The organism is Sphingobium trunci, assembly GCF_022664535.1.
Taxonomy (GTDB): Bacteria; Pseudomonadota; Alphaproteobacteria; order Sphingomonadales; family Sphingomonadaceae; genus Sphingobium.
In genome coordinates, this window is record NZ_JAKUJY010000009.1 from 1 (window position 1) to 22,978 (window position 22,978).

Below are 22,978 nucleotides of genomic sequence, written 5' to 3' on the forward strand. Positions count from 1 at the left end.
CGCCGGTCCGCTACCCACCCTTTCAGACATTTCATCTCGTCACCCCGGACTTGATCCGGGGTCCCGCTGTCCCTTTGGGCGGACAATTGAGCAGGAAGCGGGATCCCGGATCAAGTCCGGGACGACGAACATCGCAACGGCTGGAATTCACCCCAAAATTCCACCCAATCCAACTTGCGCATCCCCGCCACCGCACCGATAATCCCGCCATGCGCACCACCTACCATTCGGCCACCGTCCGCCTCTATCATCTGAGCGACGCCGACGGCGGCGGTGCGGCGACGACGCTTTTCTACGGCCCGCTGAGCGAAGCGCTGCTGATCGCCGAGCAGCAGCCGCAGGATGTGCAGGACGGCCTGTACCTCGCCACCGACAATGATGTGGTGGCTTATCTCGATCTTATAGAGGGTTAGCTTTCCGCTGCCCTCAAAGCCTCCCGACGCCCGGAACAAAGGCTGCCGAGGCCGGTTGACCCCGCGATGGCGGAGGGCGTCAGTTGCGGCTCTCGCAAGAAGGGCCGCGAGGAGAGAGATGTCATGGTCACGCTGACCCCGCTGGAAGTCGGCCTGGCGCTTCTGGCGCTTGTGCTGGTCGTCGCCATCGCCATCATGATCGTGAACAACCGCCGCCGCGCCCAGCTTCGCGCGCGCTTCGGCCCGGAATATGAACGGACCGTGGAACGGACCGGCAGTTCGCGCAGGGCCGAGGCCGAACTGCACGAACGCGAAAGGCGCGTCGCCGCCTTCACCATCCGTCCGCTGTCGCCGCAGCAGGCCGATGCCTTCACCGGCGCCTGGCTGCATGTGCAGGGGCAGTTCGTCGACGATCCGCAGGGCGCCGTCACCCGGGCCGACGCGCTGCTGACCGAAGTGATGGAAGTGCGCGGCTATCCGATCGCGGATTTCGAGCAGCGCTCCGCCGACCTGTCGGTGGACCATCCCGAAGTCGTCCAGAATTACCGCACCGCCCACGATATCGCCCTGCGGCATGCACGGGGCGAAGCGGATACGGAGGATCTGCGCCGGGCGATGATCCATTATCGCGCGCTGTTCGACGATCTGATCCACGAACCGGTGGATCACCGCATGGCGCCGAGCGTCTCGCGCCTGCGGCAGGACGATCTGCGCAGGCCCGACCCGCGCTGACCGGATAAAGGACCCGTCAAGACGTCCCCTGGGATGCGTTTACGCCCTAACCATCCGCAAAACCGAAGGGCGCGTGGGTCCGCCGGAAATCCTCCGGCAGCATGTCGCGCCCGATCGGCGGGGCGGACCGGGCCATGCACTGGCTGCGATGGCACAGGCGGCAGGTGACGCCGATCGGGGTGGGTTCGGGTACGGCCTCCTCCGTCGCATAGATCAGCCGATGGGCATGCTCCGCCGCGCAGCAGAGTGCGATCGCGCGCTCGACCCTGGGCGCATTCCAGGCCCCGCCGCCCGCCGTCACCGTCCGCGCGATCGAAAAGAAGCGCTGGCCGTCGGGCAGTTCCAGCCATTGCGTCAGCAATTCGCGCGGCCGTTCGAAGGCATGATGCACCGACCAGAGCGGGCATGACCCGCCATGACGGGCAAAGGGAAAGCCCGCCCCGTCCAGCCGCTTGCTGACATTGCCCGCCTGATCGACGCGCAGGAAGAAGAAGGGCACGCGCTCCTGCCCCGGCTTTTGCAGCGTCGTCAGCCGATGCGCGGTCTGTTCGAAACTGGTGCCGAACTGCCGGGCCAGCGCCTCGACATCGTAACGCCGCGCCTCCACCGCCTTGGCGAAGGCGCCATAGGGCATCAGGATCGCCGCCGCCGCATAATTGGCCAGCGCCCGCCGGGTGAGCCGCCGTCCGCCCTCGCTGACGAACTGCCCGTCCTTCAGCAACGCCTCGAAATCGCGGCGCATCTCCAGATAGGCGATCTGCAGGGCGAGCTGATATTGGGTGCTGGCCCCGTCCAGCGCATCGTCCAGCAGCACCGCGTCGCGATGCCGGTCCAGCCGCCGCATCGACCCCGCCATCACATCGGACGGCAGCCGCCGGACGCGGAGGTTATGCCGGGCCTTGAGCCAGGCGGGCAGGCCTCCGGCCGCCTCGGCCTCCGCCGCCAGCCTCTCCCCGGCATCGTCCAGCAACGGAAAGCTGTTGCGCCGCGCGGCCAGAAAGCGGCGGGATTCGGCGACCGGATCGGGCGCGTCGAGGGCGCCGTCCCGCTCCCCGCCTGCCGACCCGGCATCCCGATCGGCCAGCGCCAGCTGCTCCTCGCGATAGGCCGTGTGCAGGCGCAGCAGCGCTTCGGTGATGCCGGGATAATTGACCGCCACATCCCCGGTGGCGAGCGCCGGCAGGTCGATATCGGCGAACATAGGGTCCTTCAGCACCGCCTGCAGGCGCGCGGTCTGCTCGGCCCCGCCGTCCCCCGCCAGCTCGCTCATGTCCATCCGGTAGGTGCGGGCCAGGCGCAGCAGCATGTCGGCGGTCAGCGGCCGCTGGTTGCGCTCCAGCAGCGCGACATAGCTGGCCGAAATCTCCAGGTCCGCCGCCATGTCCGCCTGCGTCAGCCCCAACTCGCGCCGCAGCCTGCGCAGGCGCGGGCCCATGTAGACGGGACGATCCTTGGCCATCTGTTCACGCGCTCCTGTGCAGCCTTTACAACTTTACACGCAAATCTTGTAAAGTTCCACAACTCAACTTCACACCCCCTGCCGCACCCGCGAAAGCCTTTCTAGAAACGCTGTCAGTTCACCACTCCCTTCATGGAATCGAAGCGCATGACCTACCAACAGGAAATCACCAGGGCCGGCACGACCATCAGCGGTCAGGGCCATTGGGACGGCATCGCGGCCGAATCTGTCGCCCGGATGCGTCTCCAGAACCGCTTTCACACCGGCCTCGACATTGCCCGCTACACCGCCGCGATCATGCGCCGCGACATGGCGGCCTATGATGCCGATCCGGCGAACTACACCCAGTCGCTGGGCTGCTGGCACGGCTTCATCGGCCAGCAGAAGCTCATCAGCATCAAGAAGCATTTCGGCACCACCAAGGGCAAATATCTCTATCTTTCCGGCTGGATGGTCGCTGCCCTGCGCAGCGAATTCGGCCCGCTGCCCGACCAGTCGATGCACGAAAAGACCAGCGTTCCGGCGCTGATCGAGGAACTCTACACCTTCCTCAAGCAGGCCGACGCCCGCGAATTGGGCCTGATGTTCCGCGATCTCGACAAGGCCCGCGAGAGCGGCAACGATGTCGAGATCCAGCGGCTGACCAACGCCATCGACCATTATGAAACCCATGTCGTCCCCATCATCGCGGACATCGACGCGGGTTTCGGCAATGCCGAAGCGACCTATCTGCTCGCCAGGAAGTTCATCGAGGCGGGCGCCTGCTGCATCCAGATCGAAAACCAGGTCTCGGACGAAAAACAGTGCGGGCATCAGGACGGCAAGGTCACGGTTCCGCATGAGGACTTCCTCGCGAAGATCCGGGCGGTCCGCTATGCCTTCCTGGAACTGGGCATCGACGACGGCATCATCGTCGCGCGCACCGACTCCCTGGGCGCGGGCCTTACCAAGCAGATCGCCTACAGCCGCGAGGATGGCGATCTCGCCGACCAATATAACAGCTTCCTCGACGTCGATGAGGTCACTGACATCACCACCCTGCGCGGCGACGTCGTCCTGGCCCGCGACGGCAAGCTGTTCCGCCCGAAGCGCCTGCCGTCCAACCTCTTCCAGTTCCGCCCCGGCACCGGCGAGGATCGCGTCGTCCTTGATTGCATCACCTCGCTCCAGAACGGCGCGGACCTGCTGTGGATCGAAACGGAAAAGCCGCATGTCGAGCAGATCGCAGGCATGGTCGACCGCATCCGCCAGGTCATCCCCAACGCGAAGCTGGTCTACAACAATTCGCCCAGCTTCAACTGGACGCTGAACTTCCGCCAGCAGGTTTTCGACCGCTGGACCGCCGAGGGCAGGGATGTCAGCGCCTATGACCGCGCCCGGCTGATGAGCGCGGACTATGATGCAACCGATCTCGGCCGCGAGGCTGACGATAAGATCCGCACCTTCCAGAGGGATGCGGCGGCGCGGGCGGGTATCTTCCATCACCTCATCACCCTGCCGACCTATCACACCGCGGCCCTGTCGACCGACAATCTGGCCAGGGAATATTTCGGCGAGGCCGGGATGCTCGGCTATGTCGAGGGCGTCCAGCGCCAGGAAATCCGCCAGGGCATTGCCTGCGTGAAGCACCAGAACATGTCGGGTTCCGACATTGGCGACGATCACAAGGAATATTTCGCCGGTGAAGCGGCCCTCAAGGCCGGAGGCATCCACAACACGATGAATCAATTTGCAGCCTGAAGGCTGCGGGGGAATCAATCTGCAGCCTGAAGGCCGCAGGGGAATCAGTTTGCGGCCGACAAACCGCTGACCGGTCCGGATCGCGGGAGTGCAGTCTCGCGCGATCAGGGTGGAAGGACTGGACGGCCCGGAGCATCGCGCTCCGGGCCGTTTTTTCATAAGGACAGCTTGTGAAACCCTTTGCCGGTTCCGGCTTTTCCCGCCGGGAGGAGCTGCCTATGCCCGAGGGCCTATTTCAAGCGGAGAAACCGATGTCCTACACCCTCGTCACCGCCAACCGGAATTATTCGAGCTGGTCGCTGCGCCCCTGGGTGCTGATGAAGGCGCTGGAAATCCCCTTCATCGACCGGATCGAACCGTTCGAGGCGGCCGAGAATTATGCCGCCTTCCGCGCCTTCTCGCCGACGGGTCAGGTTCCCGCGCTGATCGACGGCGATTGCACTATCTGGGATTCGCTGGGCATCACCCTCTACCTTGCGGACCGTCATCCCGCCGTCTGGCCGCAGCGGGAGGATGCGCGCGCCTGGGCGCAGTCGGCGGTGGCGGAAATGCACAGCGGCTTTGCGACCTTGCGCAACGATTGCCCCATGAATGTCGGGGTGCGAGTGGAAATGCAGCTCCCTTCGCCCGCGCTGAACCGCAATATCGCCCGATTGACCGAGCTTTGGGGCGAAGGGCTGGCGCGCTTTGGCGGCCCTTTCCTCGCGGGGGAAAGGTTCACGGCCGTCGATGCCTTCTACGCGCCGGTGGCATTTCGGGTGCGGACCTATGGTCTGGAGGTCGGGCCGGTCGCGCGCGGCTGGGTCGATCACATGCTCGCCCATCCGGCGATGCGCGAATGGGAAGCAGCCGCGCTGGCCGAAACTTGGCGCGAGGAAAGCCACGAAGCCGAAATGGGCGCGGCTGGGCGCATCGTGGAGGATTATCGCGCGGCCTGAGAGCCTTTTTTGAAACTGCGCCCTTTGGCGCATCGCGGCACCCGGCCCTTTCCCCCACCCGGCCACCCGTAAGACACTGCCGTTGGGTGGCCGGGTGGGGAGAGGGCTGGCGCCGCCTCCAAATGCATTCCTCCGCGCATTTCCAAACAGGCCCTAACCCGTTGACCTGGCGTCGCCGCAGGCGACCATCGGCAAAAACAGGAAGAATGCGCCGCTTTTCCTCTTTTCCCCTGTCCTGTCCGGGTCTAGGGGAAACGCACTATGGGTAAATCGCGCACGCTGTATGAGAAGATCTGGGACGCGCATGTCGTCGAACGCCGTCCCGACGGAACCTGCCTGATCTATATCGACCGCCACCTCGTCCATGAGGTGACGTCGCCGCAGGCGTTCGAGGGACTCCGCATCGCGGGCCGCAAGGTGCGCCGCCCCGATCTCACGCTGGCCGTGCCGGACCATAACCTGCCCACCACCCCCCGCCGGGACGCGGCGGGCCATCGCATCCCGATCGCCGACCCTGAAAGCGCACAGCAGCTTGCCGCGCTGGAGAAGAACGCGCCTGAGTTCGGCGTGCTCCTGATCGGCGATGCCGATCCGGAGCAGGGCATCGTCCATGTCGTCGGGCCGGAACAGGGCTTCACCCTGCCGGGCACGACCCTGGTCTGCGGCGACAGCCATACCAGCTCCCACGGTGCGCTCGGCGCATTGGCCTTCGGCATCGGCACGTCGGAGGTCGAGCATGTCCTCGCCACCCAGACGCTGCTGCTGAAACAGTCGAAGACGATGGAGGTCGTGGTCGAGGGCGAACTGGGCTATGGCGTCACGCCCAAGGATGTGGCGCTGGCCATATGCGGCCGCATCGGCACGGCGGGCGGCACCGGCTATGTCATGGAATATCGCGGCTCGGTGTTCCGCGACATGTCGATCGAGGGCCGCCTGACCGTCGCCAACATGTCGATCGAGGCGGGCGCGCGCTCCGGCCTGTTCGCGCCCGACGACAAGACCTTCGCCTATCTTAAGGGCCGTCCCATGGCCCCCCGGGACGCGGAATGGGACGCAGCGGTCGCTTACTGGAAGACGCTGCACACCGACGAAGGGGCGGTGTTCGACAAGAGCGTCGTCATCGACGCGGCCGACATCGTGCCCAACGTCACCTGGGGCACCAGCCCCGAAGATGTCGTGCCGGTCACCGGCGTGGTGCCCGATCCGGAGAGCTTCGCCGACGCCTCCAAGCGCGCCGCCGCGCAGAAGTCGCTCGACTATATGGGCCTCGCCGCCGGACAGCGGATGGAGGATGTCGCCATCGAGCATATCTTCATCGGCAGCTGCACCAACAGCCGGATCGAGGATCTGCGCGCCGCCGCCGACCTGCTCAGGGGGCGCCACATCGCCAGCGGCATCAAGCATGCCATGGTCGTCCCGGGTTCCGGACTGGTCAAGCGCCAGGCCGAAGCCGAGGGGCTGGACCGCATCTTCACCGAGGCCGGTTTCGAATGGCGCGAGCCGGGCTGTTCGGCCTGCCTCGGCATGAACCCGGACAAGGTGCCCGCCGGGGAGCGCTGCGCCTCGACCAGCAACCGCAATTTCATGGGCCGGCAGGGGCCGGGGTCGCGGACGCATCTCGTCTCGCCCGTCATGGCCGCCGCCGCCGCCATCACCGGCCATCTGACGGACGTGCGCGCATTGATGGGTGAAAAGAGGCAGGGAGAGGTGGTCGCATGAAAAAGGTCTTCTGGCTGCTGGCGCTGGGCGCGCTGGCCAGTGCCGCCATGGCGGCAACATTGGGGCGGGCGGAAGACACGCCGCACCGGGCTACCAAACAGGTACATTGATGGAAAAGCTGAATATCGTCGAGGGCAAGGCCTATCCGTTCGGGATGAAGAATGTCGATACCGACATCGTCATCCCGGCGCATTGGCTCAAGACCATCAGCCGCGCGGGCCTGGGCAAGGGCGCGTTCGAGGTGTTGCGCAAGGAACCGGGCAATGTCTTCGACGACCCGGCCTATGCGGGCAGCCCGATCCTGATCGCGGGCGACAATTTCGGCTGCGGGTCCAGCCGCGAACATGCCGCCTGGGCGCTTGCGGACCTTGGCATCAAGGTGGTGATCGCGCCCAGCTTTTCCGACATCTTCTCCGGCAATGCCTTCAAGAACGGCATCTTGGCCGTGGTTCTGCCGCAGGCGGCGATCGACCGGCTGATGGAGGTCGCCCGAACCCCCGATCCGATCCATGTCGATCTGGAGCATCAGACGGTCACGACCCGGTTCCAGGACCGCTTCGCGTTCGAGATCGATCCTTTCCGCAAACATTGCCTGATCGGCGGCCTGGACGAGATCGGCCTGACCCTGGGCCAGGCGGACGCGATCGGCGCCTTCGAGGCGAAGGATGCGGGCGCGCGCCCCTGGCTCGTTCCGGCCGTTGCGTAAGCGGCGCGACCGACCTATTTCGGATATATCAATCCGCTTATTGTACAGGGCACAGGCATGACGACCTTCGACGACCGTGAAAAGGCCTTTGAAAACATGTTCGCGCACGACCAGGAGATGCAGTTCCGCATCCAGGCGCGGCGCAACCGTCTGCTCGGCGAATGGGCGGCGGCGAAGATGGGCCTGACGCCCGAAGAGACCGACGCCTATGCCAAGGCGGTGGTGCAGGCCGATTTCGAGGAAGCGGGCGATGAGGACGTCATCCGCAAGCTGCTGGGCGACATGACGCAGGCCGGGATCGACATCGACGAAGCGGGTGTCCGCGCGGCCCTGGACGAGCAGCAGGTGATCGCCCGCCGCATGTTCATCGAATAAGCCGGGGGTCGATTGCCGTGCCGATGGCCGCCGAAGACATTGCCGAGATGATCCGCGCCGCGATCCCCGATGCGGAGGTCGAGATCACCGATCTTGCCGGAGACGGCGACCATTATGCCGCGCGCGTCGTTGCGGAAAGCTTCCGGGGCATGAGCCGTGTCGCGCAGCAGCGCGCCGTCTATGCCGCGCTGGGCGGACGCATGGGCGGCGTGCTTCACGCCTTGCAACTCACCACCGCCGTTCCCAATTAACGGCAATCAGACATAGTGTGCGCCCTGAAAGCATGGCGCCTGACAGGAATGGACCATCCAATGACCGACGCCGTGCAGCAGCGGATCGCCGAAATCGTGAACGGCAATGATGTCGTGCTTTTCATGAAGGGCACGCCGCTCTTCCCGCAATGCGGCTTTTCCAGCCGGGCGGTGGCGATCCTCGATCATCTGGGCGTCGCCTATGAAAGCGTGGACGTGCTGCAGGACCAGGGCGTGCGCCAGGGCATCAAGGCCTTTTCCGACTGGCCGACCATTCCGCAGCTCTATGTGAAGGGCGAATTTGTCGGCGGCAGCGACATCATGATGGAAATGTACGAGGCGGGCGAATTGCAGCAGCTCATGACCGATCAGGGCGTCGCTTCGGCCAGCTGAACTTCGTGCGATCAATGACAGAAGGCGGTCCGGTTTCCGGGCCGCTTTTTTGTTGGAGGTGTGGTGCGACCGGGTGGGGGAGGAGGCGGAGACGGCCTCATCCCCCGGTAGGTGAACGGTCGGGAATGGCCCTCGCGTCGCAAGCGGCATGCCAATCCGCTCAAATCACGCAGATCCGGCCAGGACGAAGGTTAACCGCCAAAGCGCTGCGCCGCGCCCTGTAAAGCAGGCCGACAATCCGCCCCGCCAACCCTCGCCCGGCCTACTTGACTACAACTGTAATCAATGTGATTACATCTGTAGTCGAGTCGGGAGCAAAGGGTCGTCCGGTGAGCGAGAAGATCAGCGAGGCGGAACTGGTGGTGATGGAGGCGCTGTGGGAGCGTTCGCCCCTGACCGCCGCCGATGTCGCCGACAGGGTCGCGGCGGGCCGCGACTGGAGCGTCCAGACCGTCAAGACGCTGTTGTCCCGCCTGATGGCGAAGGACATCATCGGCGCCGATCAGGACGGGCGGCGATTTTTGTATCGCCCGCTTGTCGCGCGGGAGGAGTATGTTGCCAGCGAGTCGGGGCGGCTGGTCAACCGGCTGTTCGGCGGGCGCGTCTCGCCGCTGGTGGCCCAGCTCGCCAGCCAGGACCAGTTGACGGCGGAGGATATCGCCGAGCTTGAGGAAATCCTGAAGGGATTGAAATCATGAGCGTCTGGATCGCTGAAACGCTGATCGCCACGACCCTGCTGATGGCGCTGGTCATGCTGCTGCGGCGTCCGGTCGCGCGCTGGCTGGGGGCGGGGGCGGCCTATGCGCTGTGGCTGCTGCCGCTGGCGCGGATGGTGCTGCCCGCCCTGCCGCGCGAGGTCGCCAGTCCTTCGCCCTTGCAGCTTGCGGTCGATCAGGCCGGGATCATGACGATGCTGAACGCGGCGCCGGCGCAGATGGAGGTTGCCGCCCCGGCGCGATGGACCATGCCCTGGCTGGAAATCGGTGCGTCCGTCTGGCTGCTGGGCGTGCTGCTGTTCCTGGCCGTGCAGCTGGTCGGCTATGGGCGTTTCCGCCATCTCATCCTGCGGGGCGAAACGCTGATCGCGCAGGAAGGCCGCATCCGCATCGTCACCAGCCCGCGCGCGGGCGGTCCGCTCGCCTTCGGCGTGCTGCGGCCGACCATCGTCCTGCCCGCCGATTTCGCCCTGCGCTTCGACCCGCAGGAACAGGAGATGGCGATCGCACATGAGCGCGCCCATCATGAACGCGGCGATCTGGCCGCCAATATGATCGCGCTGCTGCTGCTGGGCCTGCACTGGTGCAATCCGGTCGCCTGGATCGCCTATCGCGCCTATCGCGCGGATCAGGAACAGGCCTGCGACGCGCGGGTCCTGTCGCTCTATGGGCAGGACCAGGCCCATATCTATGGCCGCGCCATCCTGAAGGCTGCCGGTGGGCGGCAATTTGCCGGAGCCTGCCATCTCAATCGCGTCACTGCGCTCAAAGGGAGGCTGAAAATGCTCTCTAACCATGAAATGTCGCTGCGCCGGATCAGCTGGGGCATGGCGGCGGTCGCCCTGGTGACTGCGTCCGGCTTGGCGCTGACCGCTTCGGGAAGCCGCGCGGCGCAACAGGTCGCGGCGATCACGGACAAGGTCGATTCGATGAACTTCGGCCGCCTCGCCGATCTGGTCGCGCAGCCCGCCTCCGCCGGCGAGATGGCTGTGGCCCAACCCTCCGAAGCACCCGCAGCGCCATCGGCCCCGGCGCTTGCCGCTCATGGAAAGGCAACCCCCAGCGCGGACGACATTCCGCCCGTTCCCACCGCTCCCCCGGCTCCGCCCGCCCCGGCCGTGGCCATCGCTCCGCCTGCCCCGCCGGCTCCTCCCATGCCGCCCATGGATGTGCGGGACGGCGGTGACGGCGACACGCACATGATCCCCAGCGAAGCCGAAATCCGCCGCATGGTGCCCCATGTCGACGTCGCTGACGGCTGCGAGGGCGGCAAGAGCGTCAATCAACGGGAGACGGTGGATGCCGACGGCCGCCGCCATATCCGGATCCGCATCTGCCAGGCGCAGATCGAGGCGCAGGCGCATAGCGCCGCCCGCGCCGGATTGATCGCCGCCCGTGCCCAGATCGCTGCCGCCATGAAGATGTCGGACAAGGTCAAGGCCGATGTGCTGCGCGATCTCGACCGGGAGATCGCGCATATGGACGGCGAGGAATAGGGTTCAGACCGCGACGACTTCCGGCAGGATCGCGTCGAGCAGCAGCATGCCCGCGGGCAGCACCGTCAGGCGCTGACCCTCCCGCCGGATCAGGCCGTGCGGAGCCAGCCGGGCGACGGCTTCCGCATCGATCAGTGCATCGGCCGGCAGGCCCGACAGCCTCGCGATCCGATCCAGATCGACCCCTTCGGCCAGCCGCAGCCCCATCAGCAGCGCCTCCCGCGCCCGGTCCGCGGCTTCAAGCGGGTCTTCGCTCTGCAGGCCATGCCCATTGCGCGCGACCGCATTCATCCAGTTTTCCGGCTTCCTGTGCCGCAGCGTCGCCAGCCCCCCGCGCCGGCCATGCGCCCCCGGCCCGATGCCAGCATAGTCGCCATAGCGCCAGTAGGTAAGGTTGTGGCGGCTTTCCTGTCCCCTGCGGGCATGGTTGCTGATTTCATAGGCGGGAATGCCCGCCGCCGCCGTCATCGCCTGCGTCTGTTCGTAGAGAGTGGCGGCATGGTCGGGATCGGCGGGGCTCAGTTTCCCCTGCGCCACCAGCGTCGCAAAGCGCGTCCCCGGCTCGATGGTGAGCTGATAGAGCGAGAGATGATCGGTGCCGAAGGACAGGCCGCGCGCCAGCTCTGCTTCCCAATCCGCCTCGCTCTGGCCGGGACGGGCGTAGATGAGGTCGAAATTCACGCGGCCGAACACCGACTGCGCCACCTCCAGCGCCGCGAGCCCCTCGCGCACGTCATGGGCGCGGCCCAGGAAATGCAGCGCATCATCCTCCAGCGCCTGCAGGCCCAGCGACACCCGGTTCACCCCCGCCGCCGCCAGATCGGCAAAGCGCGCCGCCTCGACCGAGCTGGGATTGGCCTCCAGCGTGATCTCGATGTCGGTCGTCGGCGTCCAGTGCTGCGCCGCCGCGTCGATCAGCAGCTCGACGATTTGCGGGGGCATCAGCGAAGGCGTGCCCCCGCCGAAGAAGATGGAGGAAAGCGGCCGCCCACCGTTCAGCGCCGCTTCATGCGCCAGATCCCTCAGCAACGCCTCGCGCCAGGCATCGGTGTCGATGTCCGCCCGCACATGGCTGTTAAAATCGCAGTAAGGACATTTCGAAACGCAAAATGGCCAATGCACATATAAAGCCATGGGGGCAGAGGCATCGGGCGCGGGGATAAAAGGGTCGGGCGACATGAGTGGGGGTCTTCTTAAAGCCGTTTGGCCCGCGCGGCTAGCGCTGGCGGCGCTGATGCTGGCCGGGGCGGCGGGGCGGGGCGATGCGGCGCCGTCGGACGAAGCCCGCGCCATGCCCCCGGCGATGCCCGCTTCCTATTATGGCATGGAGGAAGCCGACCGGGACGATGATCTGCTGCGCGACGTCGCGCTGGGCATGCAGAATGAAGAGCGCGAATCGCTGGGACTTGCGCCGCTGGCGTGGGACAGCGCGCTGGCAGCGGACGCCGCGCGCTATGCGCGGGAGATGGCGCAGACCAACATCTTCCGCCATTCGCCGCGCACCAGCCGCGCCGTTCCGAGCGGCGAAAATCTCTGGATGGGATCGCGCGGCCTCTATGATTATGAAGTGATGGTCGGGTCGTTCCTGGACGAAAAGCGCTATTTCCGGCGCGATGGCAAGCTGCCCGATCTCAGCTCGACCGGCCGCTGGGAAGATGTCGGCCATTATACCCAGATCATCTGGCGCGACACGCGCAAGGTCGGCTGCGCCCTCGCCGCAGGTCAGAGCTACGATTATCTCGTCTGCCGCTATTTCCCCGCCGGCAACGTCTTCGGCCAGAACCCGCTGGACCGGGACGACAGCGCGCCGTCGCGCTATGCCAGCGGCGGGCGCTGACCGGAGCGACCCGTCAGGCCGTTTTTCAGAAGACCGCCGCCACCAACTGCCTGAACGCGTCGGCGCGATGGCTCATGCCATGCTTCTTCTCCGGCTCCATTTCGCCGAAGCTGATCGCATGGCCGTGCGGCTGGAAGATCGGGTCATAGCCGAAACCCTTGTCCCCGCGCGGCGGCCAGGTGATGGTGCCGTCGACCCGGCCCTCGAACACCTCGACATGACCGTCCGGCCAGGCCAGCGCCAGGGCGCAGACGAAATGGGCGTCATGGCCCGCATCCGGTCCCTTGGCCGCGATATTGTCCCACACCAATTGCATGGCGAGCCCGAAATCCTTCGAAGGGCCAGCCCAGCGCGCGGAAAAGATGCCGGGATCGCCGTTCAGCGCCTCGACGCACAGGCCGCTGTCGTCGGCCAGCGCGGGCAGGCCGGAAAGGTCCGCCGCCTGCATCGCCTTCAACTCCGCATTGGCGATGAAGGTCGTGCCGGTCTCGTCCGGCTCGGGCAGGTCCAGCGCGGCGGCCGACACGGTCTCGATGCCATAAGGCGCCAGCAATTCGCCGATTTCGCGCACCTTGCCGGGATTGTGGCTGGCAATCACCAGCCTGCCCGGCCCCAGCTTGCGGATCGCCTGTTCCTGTCCGAATTCGTCGCTCATTTTTTCATCCTACGGCCGCGTTGGGCGAAGTCGAGATGATTTCTCGACTTCGCCCATCCAGCTTTCAGCGGCCGGTCGCCCGGTCCTGCGCCGCGAAGATCTGCGCGCAGCCGATGCGGGCGAGGCGCAGCAGGCGGAGCAGTTCCTCCTCCTCATAGGCTGCGCCCTCGGCGGTCGCCTGCACCTCGGCGAACTTGCCGTCGCCGGTCAGGATCAGGTTGGCGTCGGTTTCGGCATTGCTGTCCTCGGCATAGTCGAGGTCGAGGACCGGCGTGCCGTTGTAGATGCCGCAACTGATCGCCGCGACCTTCTGCACGATCGGGTCTTCCTTGAGCGCGCCGGACGCCAGCAGCTTGTCGATGGCGATGCGCAGCGCCACCCAGCTTCCCGAAATGGCGGCGGTCCGCGTGCCGCCATCGGCCTGGATCACGTCGCAATCGATGACGATCTGGCGCTCGCCCAGCTTTTCCATGTCGACCACGGCGCGCAGCGACCGGCCGATCAGGCGCTGGATCTCCTGGGTCCGGCCGGACTGCTTGCCCTTGGCGGCCTCGCGGCTGCCGCGCGTATGGGTGGCGCGGGGCAGCATGCCATATTCCGCCGTGACCCAGCCCGAACCCTTGCCGCGCAGGAAGGGGGGCACCTTTTCCTCGACGGAGGCGGTGCAGAGGACGCGGGTGTCACCGAAGCTGACGAGGCAGCTGCCCTCGGCATGGATGGTGAAGCCGGGTTCCATGGTGATCTCGCGCATCTGGTCGGGCGCGCGGCCGGAAGGACGCATAAAATTTCTACTCCGAAGCGTTGGTCGGGTGCGGCATAGAGCATCGCGCAAAAAAGTGGGAACCGGTTTTTTGCAAAAAGCGATGCGACCTCCAAACAAACTGCATCGCGCAAAAAAGTGGGAACCGGTTTTTTGCAAAAGTGATGCGACCCCCAAACAAACTGCATCGCGCAAAAAGGTGGGCGAGCCGGAGTCCCGCGCCTCCGGCTCGGGTTTTTTGCAAAAGCGATGCGACCACCGGATAAGCATGGCAGGCCGACAGGTCTGAATGGCGATCGGTCCTGGAGCATTTTCCAGTTCACCGTTGACGATCAACGGCTCGGAAAATGCGGTATGAAAAAACAAGAGCGTTTTCGCTCAAAGTGAAAACGCTCTAAAGAGCGGGCATGTGGATGAAAGCGATCATGATCTTTGCCGCCACGGCGCTGCTGGGCGCCTGCGCGACCGAGCAGGCCGAACTGGAAAAGCCCAAGGCGGCAGGCGACACGATTCGATTTTCCGCCGGTCCCTGTTTCGGCGCCTGCCCCAGCTACACGCTGCGGGTGACGCCGGACGGCTCGGGCCTCATCGAGCCGCAGCGCTTCACTGCCATTCCGGGGCCGACCCGCTTCACCGTGACGCCGCTGCAATATCGCCGCTTCCGCGCCGCGCTGGCGCCGTTCCGCCCCGCGCAGGGGACGGTCAGGCGCATCGGGCAGGGGGAGAATTGCACCCGCTTCGCCACCGACATGCCGAGCTATGTCATCGAATGGACGCGCGGCGAAGCGCCTCCCACCAGGCTGGAATATCAGTCGGGCTGCATGGATGCGGGCTATGGCAGGCTGCGCGCCACGATCGCGTCGATCCCCAGGATGCTCGACGTCGCGGCGATGGTGAAGCCGCAATCCGCCAGGAGCAAGGGACGGCGGGCTTGAGCGCGGCGGATTGCTTGCCTAGATAGATCGGATGGCGGTCACCCCGATCACCGAATTGAACGAGCGCGCGCGGGACGTTTTCCGCCTGGTGGTCGAGAGCTATCTCGGCACCGGGCTGCCCGTCGGCTCGCGCACGATCAGCAAGCTCGCATCCCTCAGCCTGTCGCCTGCCTCCATCCGCAACGTGATGCAGGATCTGGAGGAACTGGGCCTGCTTGCCGCGCCGCATACCTCGGCGGGGCGGATGCCGACCGAAACCGGCCTGCGCCTGTTCGTCGACGGGATGATGCAGGCGGCGCAACCCTCGGTCGAGGAACGCCGCGCGATCGAGGCGGGCATTGCCGAGGGGGGACCGATCGAGGAGGCCCTGTCCGCCGCCACCGCCGCGCTTTCCGGCCTGTCCGCCTGCGCGGGCATCGTCATGGTGCCCAAGCGCGAGCCGGTGCTGCGGCAATTCGGCTTCGTGCCCTTGAACGAACGGCAGGCGCTCGCCGTGCTGGTGGGACAGGACGGGTCCATCGAGAATCGCGTGGTCGATCTGCCGCCTGGCGTCACGCCGATGATGCTGAACGAAGCGGCCAATTTCATGTCCGCCCGCTTCGGCGGGCTGACTCTCGCGCAGGCGGGCGAGGCCCTGCAGCGCGAACTGGAGCGCGAACGGCACGCGCTGCAGGGCGCGGCGCGCGAGTTGGTGGAGCGCGGCATCGCCATCTGGTCGCAGGATGCCGACGACCGCCCGGTGCTGATCGTGCGGGGGCAGGCGCATCTGCTGGACGACGGCACGGCGGCCGATCTGGAACGGGTGCGGCAGTTGCTGGAACAGCTGGAGGGCAAGCAGGAGATTTCCCGCCTGCTGGAAAGCGCGCTGGCGGGCAGCGCGACCAAAATCTTCATCGGGTCGGAAAACAAGCTCTTTTCCCTTTCGGGTTCTTCGGTCATAGCCGCGCCTTACCGGAGCGGTGACGGCCGGGTGGTCGGCGTGGTCGGCGTAATTGGCCCCACGCGCTTGAACTATGCGCGGGTGATCCCCATGGTGGACTTCACCGCGCAGACGCTGTCGAGATTGATGAGATGACCGAAGACAAACAGAATATCGAAAATACCGAACTGGTGGACGAACTGCCCGAGGATGCGGCGCCCGCTGGCGACGCCGCGGCGGAACGGATCGCCGCCCTGGAACATGAGCTGGCGGCCGCCAGACAGGATGTCCTCTACGCCCATGCCGAAACGCAGAATGTGCGGCGGCGGCTGGAAAAGGAACTGGCCGACGCGCGCGCCTATGCCGCGACCGCCTTTGCCCGCGACATGCTGTCGGTGGCCGACAATCTGGGCCGCGCGCTCCAGGCGATCCCCCCCGACCTGCGGGAAGATGAGAAGTTCAAGGGTCTGGTCGCAGGCCTGGAAGCCACCGGCCGCGAACTGGAAGGCGTGTTCGGGCGCAACGGCATCGAGAAGCTGGTGTCGGTCGGCCAGCCGCTCGATCCCAACAAGCATCAGGCGATGATGGAAGTCCCCTCCACCGATGCCGAGCCGGGCACGGTGCTGGTGGAGATGCAGGCGGGCTATACGATCAAGGACCGGCTGCTGCGTCCCGCTCTGGTCAGCGTGGCGAAGAAGCCCGACTGATCGCTGCACAGGCTTGAGGAAAAAAAGGCCCGCCGGACGGTAGTTCGGCGGGCCTTTTCCTTTGTCGCGGGCAGGTAGGGGAAAGGAAGGATATCGTCCCGCCATGCAGGAGCATGATGGCATGGCTGGCACGAACGATATAAAAAGATATATCGCAACTCTTGACGCTGATCGTTTTTAAGATATATCTCAAAGCATCATGAAACAGTTTACAGACTCACATATGCATTTTCATCCTTCTCGTCGCGAACGCGGCCATCATGGCCATGGGCGTTCGCACAGCCGCTTTTTCGGGCCGGAGGGTTTCGATCGCGGCGGTTGGGGCGGCCGTTTCGACGGTGGCCCGCCGGGAGGCGGCCGGGGCGGGCCGTTCGGCGGGGGACGGGGTGGCCGTCGCCGCCTGTTCGGCAACGACGCACTCAAGCTCATCCTGCTGACGCTGATCGCGGAAAGCCCGCGCCACGGCTATGACCTGATCCGCGAGATCCAGGCGCTGTCGGGCGAGGTCTATGGGCCCAGTCCGGGTGTCGTCTATCCGACGCTGACGCTGCTGGCGGACATGGACCTGATCGCCGAGCAGCCGGGCGAAGGCAGCCGCAAGCTGTTCGCCATCACCGAGGCGGGCACGGCCCATCTCGCCGAACATGAAGCGGGCGTAGGCGAGGTCATGGACCGCCTGCGGTCGCTGGCGCAGAAGGCGGAACGCACCGACGGCGCGCCGATCCGCCGCGCGATGCACAATCTGTCGATCGCCGTGCGCCACCGCCTCGAAAAGGAAGGGGCCGACGCGCAAACCATGTTCGACGTCGCGTCCCTGATCGACGAGGCCGCCAGCAGGATCGAAAGGCTCTGACATGACCGTGACAGCCCATGTGCCCACCGCCAGCGGCAGCCGCTACCTCCAGCAATTATGCAAGCATTGGAGCCACAAGTTCGAGACCCGGTTCGACGCGCAGCAGGGCAGCATCGCCTTTCCCATGGGCGCGATCCGGCTGGCGGCCGGTCCGGATGCCCTGACCGTCACCATCGAACCGCAGGACGGCGCCGATGTCGAGCGCTTCAAGCAGGTGGTGGCCGAGCATCTGGATCGCTTCGCCTTCCGCGAAGCCCCGCTGACGTTCGACTGGCGTTAGGATCGCGAAGACCTCGCCTCTCCGCTCCCGCGGGCGGGAGGGGCCGGGGTGGGCCAGCAATGGCTGAAGATTGCGCTCCTGCCTGCCGCTCACCGGCGCTTCTGAAAATTTTCCCTGTCCTACAGGCAGCCCGCTACGTTAAGCTCGCGACGGCTCTTTGACAGGTAAATCGCAAACGGGAATTCCGGCAAAGGCGCCCCTTTCCGGCGTCCCTCATAGTGTCACCTATGTCACCCAAATCCTGTTCCGGCGGCCTGCTATTTGCGCGGAATGCGCCGGGCGCTCGCCAGATGATGCGCATGGGTGATGGCGACGGCCAGCGCGTCGGAGGCATCGGGCCCCGCGACCTTGGCACCGGGCAACAGGCGGGCCACCATGGCGTGGACCTGTTCCTTGGAGGCGTTGCCGACGCCGACCACCGATTTCTTGACCAGCCGGGCGGCATATTCCCCGACCTCCATGCCGGAACGGGAGGCGGCAAGCAGCACCACGCCGCGCGCCTGGCCCAGTTTCAGCGTCGATTGCGGGTTCACATTGACGAACACCTCCTCGACCGCCGCGCTATTGGGCTGATGTTCGAGGATCAGGTCGGTCAGCGCCAGATCGAGGACCAGCAGCCGCGATGCCAGCGCCATTTCGGAATCGGTTTTGATCTGGCCATTGGCGATATGGGTCAGGCGATTGCCGTCAGCGGCGATCAGGCCCCATCCGGTGGTGCCAAGGCCGGGATCGAGGCCGAGGATGATCATGACGGGGGAAGCAGGCGAAGGCGCGGAAAGGCCCGGGAGAAGGATGCCGGCCGGCCATCCATGAAGGAGAAAGCCGGCCGTTCCTTTTCCGCGTTGCCGCGCCCTGGCGTGAAATGCACTTAGCCCAGCTTTTCCATGACTTCGTCCGGGACTTCATAATTGCCCCAGACGGTCTGGACGTCGTCATCATCTTCCAGCGTGTCGACCAGCTTCATCAGCGTCGCGGCATTGCCTTCGTCGACTTCGACGGTGGTTTGCGGCTTCCAGGCGAGCTTGGCGCCTTCGGCCGGGCCGAGCTTGGCTTCCAGCGCCCTGGCGACTTCGTGCAGCGCGTCCATGGCGGTCCAGATCTCATGCTCGTCCTCATTGGAGGACACATCGTCCGCGCCCGCTTCCAGCGCTGCCTCGAAGACGGCGTCGGCATCGCCCGCTCCCGCCGGATAGGTGATGAGGCCCATGCGGTCGAAACCATGGCTCACCGCGCCCGAAGCGCCCAGATTGCCGCCATTCTTCGAAAAAGCGGTGCGGACGTTGGTGGCGGTGCGGTTGCGGTTGTCGGTCAGCGCCTCGACGATGATGGCAACGCCGCCGGGGCCATAGCCCTCGTAGCGGATTTCCTCGTAATTCTCCGTGTCGCCGCCGATCGCCTTGTCGATGGCGCGCTGGATATTGTCCTTGGGCATGGACTGCGCCTTGGCGGCGTTGATCGCCAGGCGGAGGCGCGGGTTCATGTCCGGGTCGGGCATGCCCATCTTCGCCGCGACGGTGATTTCGCGGCTGAGTTTGGAGAACATCGAGGAGCGCTTCTTGTCCTGCGCGCCCTTGCGATGCATGATGTTCTTGAATTTGCTATGGCCGGCCACGGCCTGCTCCTAAACTTGTCTGTTTGTCCGAAGCGCGCTCTCTAGCGGGCGCATCGGCCAAGCGCAACTCAGACGAGGATGGCGGTGCCGGAGGCCGCGACCATCAGCATGGATCCGCTGGAGCCGACCCTTTCATGATCCAGGTCGACGCCGACCATCGCATCGGCGCTCTCCTATGTTGCGGCCTTCATTCGATCCCAAGTGCGGACTTGTAGGTTTCCAGCAGCGCTTCGGCTTCCATGCGGGCGTTGCGCTCCATCTTGCGCAGGCGCACGATCGACCGCATGGTCTTCACGTCGTAGCCGTTGGCCTTGGCCTCCAGATAGACGTCCTTGATGTCGTCGGCGATGCCCTTCTTTTCCTCTTCCAGGCGCTCGATGCGCTCGATGAAAAGGCGTAGCTGTTCGGCGGCGACATTGCCATCGCTCATGAAGAATCTCCAGTCAGTGTGAATCGGTTGGCGAACGCCTCTAGAGCATTTTCACTTGGCGTGAAAATGCTCATCCTTTCTTCGATGCCGCATTTTTCCGCGCCGGGTGCCAAGGGATCGCCTGGCTGGAAAGGTCCCTAATGGCCGTCGGCGTTCTTCGCCACGCTCTCCTGCATCCGGGCGATCTGTTCCGGGGTTGCCTCGTCCTGATAGCGGGCCTTCCACTCGGCAAAGGGCATGCCATGGATGATTTCCCGGGCCTGATCCTTGCCGAGCGTGCCGTCAGCTTCAGCGATCCAGTCGGCCAGGCAATTGCGGCAGAAGCCCGCCGCGCCCATCAGGTCGATATTCTGAACATCCTTGCGGTGCTGCAAATGCGCCACCAGCCGACGGAAGGCGGTTGCGGCCACGGCATCTGTGAGTATGTTGTCGCTCACGGCGAACCTTTCGCTGATCTACATCATCCTGTCGTGCAGCACGGATAATCGAAAACCGCGCCCTGGCAACCCAGCGGCGATCATGACGGTCAGGAGACAAGAGGAATGACGAAGTTACCGCCCCGTTCGCGCAAGGTCCGCATCCTCGCGACCCTTGGTCCCGCGAGCGACAGTCCGGAAATGATCCGGGCGCTCTTTGTCGCCGGGGCCGACGCTTTCCGCATCAACATGAGCCATGGGTCTCATGAAGACCATGCCGCGCGTATCGCGACGATCCGGGCGCTGGAAAAGGAATTTGCCCGTCCGACGACGATTCTGGGCGATCTGCAAGGGCCCAAGCTGCGTGTCGGCACGTTCGAGCGTGGGCTGGCCGTGCTGGAAACCGGCACGGCCTTCGTGCTCGACAGCGATGCGACGCCGGGCGATGCGACCCGTGTGAACCTGCCGCACCCGGAGATTTATGCGGCGCTGGTGCCCGAAACCCGGTTGCTGCTGGATGACGGCAAGATGGTGTTGCGGGTCAAGAAGGTGGCGGCCGACCGGATCGACACCATCGTCGAGGTCGGCGGCACGCTGTCCAACCGCAAGGGCGTGAATGTGCCCGACGTGGTGGTGCCGGTGCCCGCGTTGACCGAAAAGGACCGGCGGGACTTGAGCTTCGCGGTCGAACAGGGCTGCGACTGGATCGCCTTGAGCTTCGTGCAGCGGCCGGAGGATCTAGCCGAGGCGCGCAAGCTGATGGGTGGCTATGGCGCCCTGATGGCGAAGATCGAAAAGCCCTCCGCCGTGCAGCGGCTGGAGGAGATCATAGAATTGGCCGACGGGGTGATGGTGGCGCGCGGCGATCTGGGCGTGGAATTGCCGCCGCAGGCCGTGCCGCCCCTCCAGAAGCAGATCGTCGCGACCGCGCGGCGCATGGGGCGCCCGGTGGTGGTGGCGACGCAGATGCTCGAATCGATGATCAAGGCGCCGACCCCGACCCGCGCGGAGGTGTCCGACGTGGCGACGGCGGTCTATGATGGTGCTGACGCGATCATGTTGTCGGCCGAGACGGCGGCGGGCGACTGGCCGGTGGAGGCGGTCGCGATGATGGACAGCATCGCCCATAGCGTCGAGCGCGATCCGGGTTATTTCGCGCGGCTGCACTTTACCGAGACGAAGCCTGATCCGACGACCGCCGACGCGCTGGCCGAAGGCGCGGGTGGCATCGTGTCCGTCGTTGGCGCGAGCGCCATCACCTGCTTTACCTCTTCTGGCAGCACCGTGCGCCGCGTCGCGCGCGAGCGGCCGATGACGCCGATTCTGGCGCTGACGCCGCGTCAGGACACGGCGCGCAAGCTGGGGCTGACCTGGGGTGTGCATGCCGTGCGGACCAAGGATATCGGCACGTTCGAGGAAATGATCGGTAAGGCCCGGCGCATGGCGCTGCGCCATGACATGGTGGAGAAGGGCGGCAAGATCGTCGTGCTGGCCGGTGTGCCTTTCGGAACGCCTGGATCGACCAATGTGCTGCATGTCGCCGCCATTCGCGGCGATGAGCTGAGGGGCCGGGAAGAAGGCTAGGGCCGTCGATATCGGCCCTGGCGGCCGGCAGATGGCGCTTTCCCGTGCTTCCGGTGCTCCCCTGCTTCTAGCGGGCCGCGCTCCGGCTCGTCATCATCTGAATGTCGATCGGTCCCAAAGCAGGTCCAGCGCGGTCAGTTCGCGGCGCAGCGTGGCTGCGTCGCGAAACAGGTGGCCCCTTATGCCCTCGGCCTCGGCCGCGCGGACATTGTCTTCCCGGTCATCGATGAAAAGGGCCTGTTTTGCGTCTACCCCGAATCGGCTGAGCGCGAGCTGGTAGATTGCTGGATCGGGCTTCACCAGCTTTTCCGCGCCGGAGACAACGATGTCGCGGAAAGGCGCGAACAGGGCCGCTTCGCGAGCGTGGAACGGGGCCCAGAATTCCGCGCTGAAATTGGTGATGGCGAAGAGGGGCGTGCCGCGGGCGTCCAGTTCGCGGACGATGTCGGGCATACCCTCAACGGCGGGGCCGACGCTGTCGATGAACTTCTCTCCCCAGACGCGAATCAGGTCGGCATGGCCGGGGTGGAGGGCAATCAGTTCGGCGCTGGTTTCCGCGAAGGGCCGGCCGGCATCATGCTGGAAATGCCATTCCGGCGTCACCACGTCGCGGAGAAACGCATCGAGCGCCCGATCGTCCTCGATCAGGCGCTCGTAGAGAATCCGGGGATTCCAATGGTAGAGGACATTGCCGACGTCGAAGATGACGGCGGCAATGTCCGCCATTTCCTCAGCCCTGACGGGCCTTGAAGCGGCGGTTGGTCTTGTTGATGACATAGGTGCGGCCGCGGCGGCGGATCACGCGGTTATCCCGGTGACGGCCCTTGAGCGACTTGAGCGAATTGCGGATCTTCATGGAACCAGCCTTTGAATGAATCTTGCGTGATCGAAAAATCGAAGCGCTGCCCCTATGGGTGAGGCGGCGGAAAGTCAAGGGTTGCTGCCCGCATTTTGCGCCCGTTCATCCTGCATGCAGCAAATCCGTGGCTTCACGCTTTTAGGGGATTAGCGGCGTGGTGTCGTGTAGAGGGTGCTATCCTTCGGAGTTCAAG

At 65.4% G+C, this 22,978-nt stretch carries 28 protein-coding genes and 1 pseudogene; 18 read left to right on the top strand and 11 right to left on the bottom strand.

Annotated features, from left to right (window positions below; translation table 11 throughout):
- Window positions 1–209 precede the first annotated feature (209 nt).
- Both MJ601_RS09950 and MJ601_RS09955 read left to right on the top strand, forming a co-directional pair.
- Window positions 210–413, top strand: a complete 204-nt coding sequence (locus tag MJ601_RS09950) for a hypothetical protein (protein ID WP_242125872.1) — start codon at window positions 210–212, stop codon at window positions 411–413.
- A 123-nt stretch (window positions 414–536) separates the two neighbouring features.
- Window positions 537–1,145: a hypothetical protein gene (locus MJ601_RS09955; protein ID WP_242125875.1), complete on the top strand. Its 609-nt coding sequence runs from the start codon at window positions 537–539 to the stop codon at window positions 1,143–1,145.
- A gap of 46 nt (window positions 1,146–1,191) precedes the next feature.
- On the opposite strand, the gene MJ601_RS09960 is transcribed toward MJ601_RS09955, so the two are convergent.
- The gene (locus tag MJ601_RS09960; RefSeq protein WP_242125877.1) at window positions 1,192–2,604 is read right to left on the bottom strand and encodes a helix-turn-helix domain-containing protein; all 1,413 of its coding nucleotides are present in this window, start codon (window positions 2,602–2,604) and stop codon (window positions 1,192–1,194) included.
- Between the two features lie 147 nt (window positions 2,605–2,751).
- Between MJ601_RS09960 and MJ601_RS09965 the strand changes: the two genes are divergently transcribed.
- The 9 genes from MJ601_RS09965 to MJ601_RS10005 all read left to right on the top strand — a co-directional run bounded on the left by MJ601_RS09965 (window position 2,752) and on the right by MJ601_RS10005 (window position 10,938).
- A complete protein-coding gene (locus MJ601_RS09965; RefSeq protein WP_242125879.1) occupies window positions 2,752–4,344 on the top strand; it encodes an isocitrate lyase in 1,593 nt (530 codons plus the stop codon).
- 251 nt (window positions 4,345–4,595) lie between these two features.
- The gene (locus MJ601_RS09970) at window positions 4,596–5,282 is read left to right on the top strand and encodes a glutathione S-transferase family protein (RefSeq protein ID WP_242125881.1); all 687 of its coding nucleotides are present in this window, start codon (window positions 4,596–4,598) and stop codon (window positions 5,280–5,282) included.
- A gap of 261 nt (window positions 5,283–5,543) precedes the next feature.
- The gene (gene leuC, locus MJ601_RS09975) at window positions 5,544–7,001 is read left to right on the top strand and encodes a 3-isopropylmalate dehydratase large subunit (protein WP_242125883.1); all 1,458 of its coding nucleotides are present in this window, start codon (window positions 5,544–5,546) and stop codon (window positions 6,999–7,001) included.
- A 109-nt stretch (window positions 7,002–7,110) separates the two neighbouring features.
- Window positions 7,111–7,707, top strand: a complete 597-nt coding sequence (gene leuD, locus MJ601_RS09980; RefSeq protein ID WP_242125885.1) for a 3-isopropylmalate dehydratase small subunit — start codon at window positions 7,111–7,113, stop codon at window positions 7,705–7,707.
- A 57-nt stretch (window positions 7,708–7,764) separates the two neighbouring features.
- Complete coding sequence (locus tag MJ601_RS09985; protein WP_242125887.1) at window positions 7,765–8,082, top strand: DUF1476 domain-containing protein; 318 nt, start codon at window positions 7,765–7,767, stop codon at window positions 8,080–8,082.
- A 17-nt stretch (window positions 8,083–8,099) separates the two neighbouring features.
- On the top strand, window positions 8,100–8,333 hold the full coding sequence (locus MJ601_RS09990) for a BolA/IbaG family iron-sulfur metabolism protein (protein ID WP_242125889.1): 234 nt from the start codon (window positions 8,100–8,102) through the stop codon (window positions 8,331–8,333).
- A 60-nt stretch (window positions 8,334–8,393) separates the two neighbouring features.
- Complete coding sequence (gene grxD / locus MJ601_RS09995) at window positions 8,394–8,726, top strand: Grx4 family monothiol glutaredoxin (protein ID WP_242125892.1); 333 nt, start codon at window positions 8,394–8,396, stop codon at window positions 8,724–8,726.
- Between the two features lie 329 nt (window positions 8,727–9,055).
- On the top strand, window positions 9,056–9,424 hold the full coding sequence (locus MJ601_RS10000; RefSeq protein WP_242125894.1) for a BlaI/MecI/CopY family transcriptional regulator: 369 nt from the start codon (window positions 9,056–9,058) through the stop codon (window positions 9,422–9,424).
- The gene (locus MJ601_RS10005) at window positions 9,421–10,938 is read left to right on the top strand and encodes a M56 family metallopeptidase (protein WP_242125896.1); all 1,518 of its coding nucleotides are present in this window, start codon (window positions 9,421–9,423) and stop codon (window positions 10,936–10,938) included. Before MJ601_RS10000 ends, MJ601_RS10005 begins: the two co-directional genes overlap by 4 nt.
- A gap of 3 nt (window positions 10,939–10,941) precedes the next feature.
- On the opposite strand, the gene hemW is transcribed toward MJ601_RS10005, so the two are convergent.
- Window positions 10,942–12,117, bottom strand: coding sequence for a radical SAM family heme chaperone HemW (gene hemW / locus MJ601_RS10010; protein ID WP_242125899.1), 1,176 nt, complete (start codon window positions 12,115–12,117; stop codon window positions 10,942–10,944).
- On the opposite strand from hemW, the gene MJ601_RS10015 reads away from it, so the two are divergent.
- Window positions 12,116–12,775, top strand: a complete 660-nt coding sequence (locus MJ601_RS10015; protein WP_242125901.1) for a CAP domain-containing protein — start codon at window positions 12,116–12,118, stop codon at window positions 12,773–12,775. The two genes, hemW and MJ601_RS10015, sit on opposite strands and share 2 nt — an antisense overlap.
- Window positions 12,776–12,800: 25 nt before the next feature.
- On the opposite strand, the gene rdgB is transcribed toward MJ601_RS10015, so the two are convergent.
- Together rdgB and rph are read right to left on the bottom strand one after the other, a co-directional pair.
- A complete protein-coding gene (gene rdgB, locus MJ601_RS10020) occupies window positions 12,801–13,430 on the bottom strand; it encodes an RdgB/HAM1 family non-canonical purine NTP pyrophosphatase (RefSeq protein ID WP_242125903.1) in 630 nt (209 codons plus the stop codon).
- Window positions 13,431–13,494: 64 nt separating this feature from the next.
- Entirely contained in the window at window positions 13,495–14,211 is a 717-nt protein-coding gene (gene rph, locus MJ601_RS10025; RefSeq protein WP_242125904.1) for a ribonuclease PH, read from the bottom strand.
- 386 nt (window positions 14,212–14,597) lie between these two features.
- Here rph and MJ601_RS10030 point away from each other — a divergent pair, with 386 nt between their 5' ends.
- The 5 genes from MJ601_RS10030 (at window position 14,598) to MJ601_RS10050 (ending at window position 17,884) form a co-directional block, all read left to right on the top strand.
- The gene (locus tag MJ601_RS10030; RefSeq protein ID WP_242125907.1) at window positions 14,598–15,125 is read left to right on the top strand and encodes a DUF6438 domain-containing protein; all 528 of its coding nucleotides are present in this window, start codon (window positions 14,598–14,600) and stop codon (window positions 15,123–15,125) included.
- Between the two features lie 31 nt (window positions 15,126–15,156).
- Window positions 15,157–16,200 (top strand): heat-inducible transcriptional repressor HrcA, encoded by a 1,044-nt coding sequence (gene hrcA / locus MJ601_RS10035; protein ID WP_242125909.1) that lies wholly within the window; start codon window positions 15,157–15,159, stop codon window positions 16,198–16,200.
- On the top strand, window positions 16,197–16,751 hold the full coding sequence (gene grpE, locus MJ601_RS10040; protein ID WP_242125911.1) for a nucleotide exchange factor GrpE: 555 nt from the start codon (window positions 16,197–16,199) through the stop codon (window positions 16,749–16,751). Before hrcA ends, grpE begins: the two co-directional genes overlap by 4 nt.
- Window positions 16,752–16,974: 223 nt before the next feature.
- A complete protein-coding gene (locus MJ601_RS10045) occupies window positions 16,975–17,604 on the top strand; it encodes a PadR family transcriptional regulator (protein ID WP_242125913.1) in 630 nt (209 codons plus the stop codon).
- A gap of 1 nt (window position 17,605) precedes the next feature.
- Window positions 17,606–17,884, top strand: a complete 279-nt coding sequence (locus tag MJ601_RS10050; protein ID WP_242125914.1) for a DUF2218 domain-containing protein — start codon at window positions 17,606–17,608, stop codon at window positions 17,882–17,884.
- Window positions 17,885–18,141: 257 nt separating this feature from the next.
- Here the strand turns inward: MJ601_RS10050 and ruvC are convergent, their stop codons facing one another.
- The 5 genes and pseudogenes from ruvC to MJ601_RS10075 form a co-directional block, all read right to left on the bottom strand.
- Window positions 18,142–18,633 carry a crossover junction endodeoxyribonuclease RuvC gene (gene ruvC, locus MJ601_RS10055; protein WP_242125916.1) on the bottom strand — a complete coding sequence of 164 codons (492 nt, stop codon included), beginning with the start codon at window positions 18,631–18,633 and terminating at the stop codon, window positions 18,142–18,144.
- 119 nt (window positions 18,634–18,752) lie between these two features.
- Window positions 18,753–19,496 carry a YebC/PmpR family DNA-binding transcriptional regulator gene (locus MJ601_RS10060; RefSeq protein ID WP_242125918.1) on the bottom strand — a complete coding sequence of 248 codons (744 nt, stop codon included), beginning with the start codon at window positions 19,494–19,496 and terminating at the stop codon, window positions 18,753–18,755.
- Between the two features lie 68 nt (window positions 19,497–19,564).
- Window positions 19,565–19,660: pseudogene (locus MJ601_RS10065) on the bottom strand (hypothetical protein); the annotation flags it as partial.
- 23 nt (window positions 19,661–19,683) lie between these two features.
- On the bottom strand, window positions 19,684–19,926 hold the full coding sequence (locus MJ601_RS10070; protein ID WP_133653277.1) for a DUF2312 domain-containing protein: 243 nt from the start codon (window positions 19,924–19,926) through the stop codon (window positions 19,684–19,686).
- 137 nt (window positions 19,927–20,063) lie between these two features.
- Window positions 20,064–20,363, bottom strand: a complete 300-nt coding sequence (locus tag MJ601_RS10075; protein WP_242125920.1) for a DUF1244 domain-containing protein — start codon at window positions 20,361–20,363, stop codon at window positions 20,064–20,066.
- A gap of 105 nt (window positions 20,364–20,468) precedes the next feature.
- Between MJ601_RS10075 and pyk the strand changes: the two genes are divergently transcribed.
- The gene (gene pyk / locus MJ601_RS10080; protein ID WP_242125922.1) at window positions 20,469–21,926 is read left to right on the top strand and encodes a pyruvate kinase; all 1,458 of its coding nucleotides are present in this window, start codon (window positions 20,469–20,471) and stop codon (window positions 21,924–21,926) included.
- A 93-nt stretch (window positions 21,927–22,019) separates the two neighbouring features.
- Here pyk and MJ601_RS10085 read toward each other — a convergent pair whose 3' ends face one another.
- Window positions 22,020–22,652: an HAD family hydrolase gene (locus MJ601_RS10085; RefSeq protein WP_242125924.1), complete on the bottom strand. Its 633-nt coding sequence runs from the start codon at window positions 22,650–22,652 to the stop codon at window positions 22,020–22,022.
- A 4-nt stretch (window positions 22,653–22,656) separates the two neighbouring features.
- A complete protein-coding gene (gene ykgO, locus MJ601_RS10090; RefSeq protein WP_004210176.1) occupies window positions 22,657–22,782 on the bottom strand; it encodes a type B 50S ribosomal protein L36 in 126 nt (41 codons plus the stop codon).
- Between the last annotated feature and the right edge of the window lie 196 nt (window positions 22,783–22,978).